The organism is Cellulosilyticum ruminicola JCM 14822, from assembly GCF_001311925.1.
In the GTDB taxonomy this organism is placed as follows: domain Bacteria; phylum Bacillota; class Clostridia; order Lachnospirales; family Cellulosilyticaceae; genus Cellulosilyticum; species Cellulosilyticum ruminicola.
In genome coordinates, this window is record NZ_BBCG01000140.1 from 1 (window position 1) to 2,337 (window position 2,337).

The 2,337-nt window shown below is 31.5% G+C and carries 1 protein-coding gene and 2 pseudogenes; 2 read left to right on the forward strand and 1 reads right to left on the reverse strand.

Features of this window, described 5'->3' with window-relative positions; all coding sequences use genetic code 11:
• Positions 1-163: 163 nt before the first annotated feature.
• Positions 164-1,306: pseudogene (locus JCM14822_RS19780) on the reverse strand (IS256 family transposase).
• 406 nt (positions 1,307-1,712) lie between these two features.
• Between JCM14822_RS19780 and JCM14822_RS18395 the strand changes: the two are divergent.
• Positions 1,713-1,973, forward strand: a complete 261-nt coding sequence (locus tag JCM14822_RS18395; RefSeq protein WP_054744083.1) for a helix-turn-helix domain-containing protein — start codon at positions 1,713-1,715, stop codon at positions 1,971-1,973.
• 39 nt (positions 1,974-2,012) lie between these two features.
• Positions 2,013-2,337, forward strand: a pseudogene (locus JCM14822_RS18400) (IS21 family transposase); the annotation flags it as partial.

Genomic DNA, 2,337 nt, shown 5'->3' on the forward strand with positions numbered 1-2,337 from the left:
ATAATTACACAAAGGATTATTTACTCGATATTGTGAAAAATCTCTGTAAATAACCTTCTACGATAAGATAATTACTTACTTAATCGTACCTACTTTGAATATATTTAAACTAAAATTGCATGTCAAGAGCCCTCTTTAGAAGGGCGTTTTTGTATTAAAAACCTTATTGTGGGACTCTATCTTCATACATCATGGATGGTTCTCCATAAACTTTACCCCAGTTTCTAAGTGGCTTCAAATGTTGCAAAATATAGTTCCTTTAATAGAGCTATATCACTTGGAAATACACTTCTTTGACGATTAGGCTTATGATACGTACTATTAAGACTTTCAATAGCATTTGTAGTATAAATAATCTTTCTTACATCAGATGAAAGTTTAAAGATTGGGCTAATGACATCCCAGTTAGTTTTCCAGATCTTCATAGCATTAAGGTAATGAGAGTGCCGTTTCTCTGTTACTTCTTACATGACTGCATAACCTTGTTCTTCATTAATTGCATGGTAGATTTTCTTTAAGCCTGTAGCAAAAGCTTTCTTATCTTTCTCGGAAACATACTTTAAGGTATTGCGAACTTGATGAACAATACAATATTGATATTCAGTGTTTGGGAACGCTACATTAATGGATTCCTTCATACCTGAAAGTCCATCTGCATAAAGAACTAAAATATCTTTAACACCTCTATTTTTGAGTTAATTTAATACACCAAGCCAGTATTTACTACTTTCATTTTGACCTACTTGAATACTTAGCACGTCTTTATGCCCATCCATTGTTACACCAAGAATAACATACGCTGCAAGTTTACGAATCATATGGTTATCTTTTACTGAAAAGTGAACAGCATCAATGAATACAATAGGATATAGCTCAGCTAATGGACGATGTTGTCAATCTTTAATTTCAGGTAAAAGTTTATCTGTTACATCAGAAACAAAACCTTCACTTACTTCAAAGCCATAAATATCTTCTATCTGAGAGATATCTTTTTGACGTTTACGAACAATCTGAGGTTCAAAAGAACTTTCACGATCTTGAGGTATTAGGCTTGAACTTCACCATATTTACTTCTAACTGATTTTGTTTTATGTCCGTTACGAAAATTTGAGTTATCAGAACGCTCATAGGTTTCATAACATAAGTGATGGTCCATTTCAGTTTTCATCATTTCTTTAATAGTACCACCAAGTAAATCTTTAAGAGCTTCTTGAATGTCTTTTACAATATGAATATCATACTCTTCAATTAAAGATGTAATAATATTTCTCTTTCCTTCACTCATTCGCTCTTTTCTTTTGGCCATAATAAAACAATCTCCTATGATTTTATTTTATCATAGAAGGTTGATATAGTTTTTATAATTTACAGGCTTTTATTCACACACTCTCTAAATGCATTAATTCTAAGGTTTCTACTAAATTACAAGCTCTATAGAGGTTCTTTCCATTGTTAGTTGAAACTATAGTAAAAAACTATATAATTTATAGTATCTTACTATGAAAGAGAGCGATTGAACTTGGAACAATTTATTAAACTATTAGATAAGCACTTAGAATGTACAGATTATAAATTGAAGGAAAATAAGAAACAATGTATTTGTATATGATACTCTAAAATGGAACCAGAAATACATTTGAAAATGGAACCACTTCAATCTTATAATCCATATGTACAAACAATTACATATGGGGTGATATGGAGTGATTACTTTGATACAGAAACAAGAAATTATTATGGCAGCTCTTAATGGAAAATCTCAAAGAGCTATTGCTAGAGAGTTTGGCATAGGACATAATACGGTAAGAAGATACATTAAGCAATACTATGCTTCTCGAGAAAAACTCATTGCAACAAATCCTCAGTCTGAAGATTTTCCTTTAATTATTCAACAAGTAGTAGAAAAACCTAAATATGATACCTCTTCTCAATCAAAAACAAAGTTAACACCAGAAGTTATGCATAAGATCTAGATGTATCTTGAGTAAAACCAGGAAAAAAGAGAACACGGCATGCATAAGCAGCAAATGAAGTCTATTGATATTTACGAAGCTCTTAAAGAACAGCATGTTGACATTGGATATACCACTGTTTGTAAAGCTGTTAAACAACTCAATAAACAATCTAAAGAAGCCTATATTAAACAAGAATATAAGCTTGGCGATGTGTGTGAATTCGATTGGGATGAAGTGAAGCTTTACATCAATAGTGATAAGCCAACTGTTTATCAGTTAGCAGCCTTTACAACTGCGAAAGGTAACTTTAGATATGCAAGACTCTTTCGTTCTCAGAAAACTGAATGCTTTTTAGAAGCACATAGTTTATTCTTTGACTATG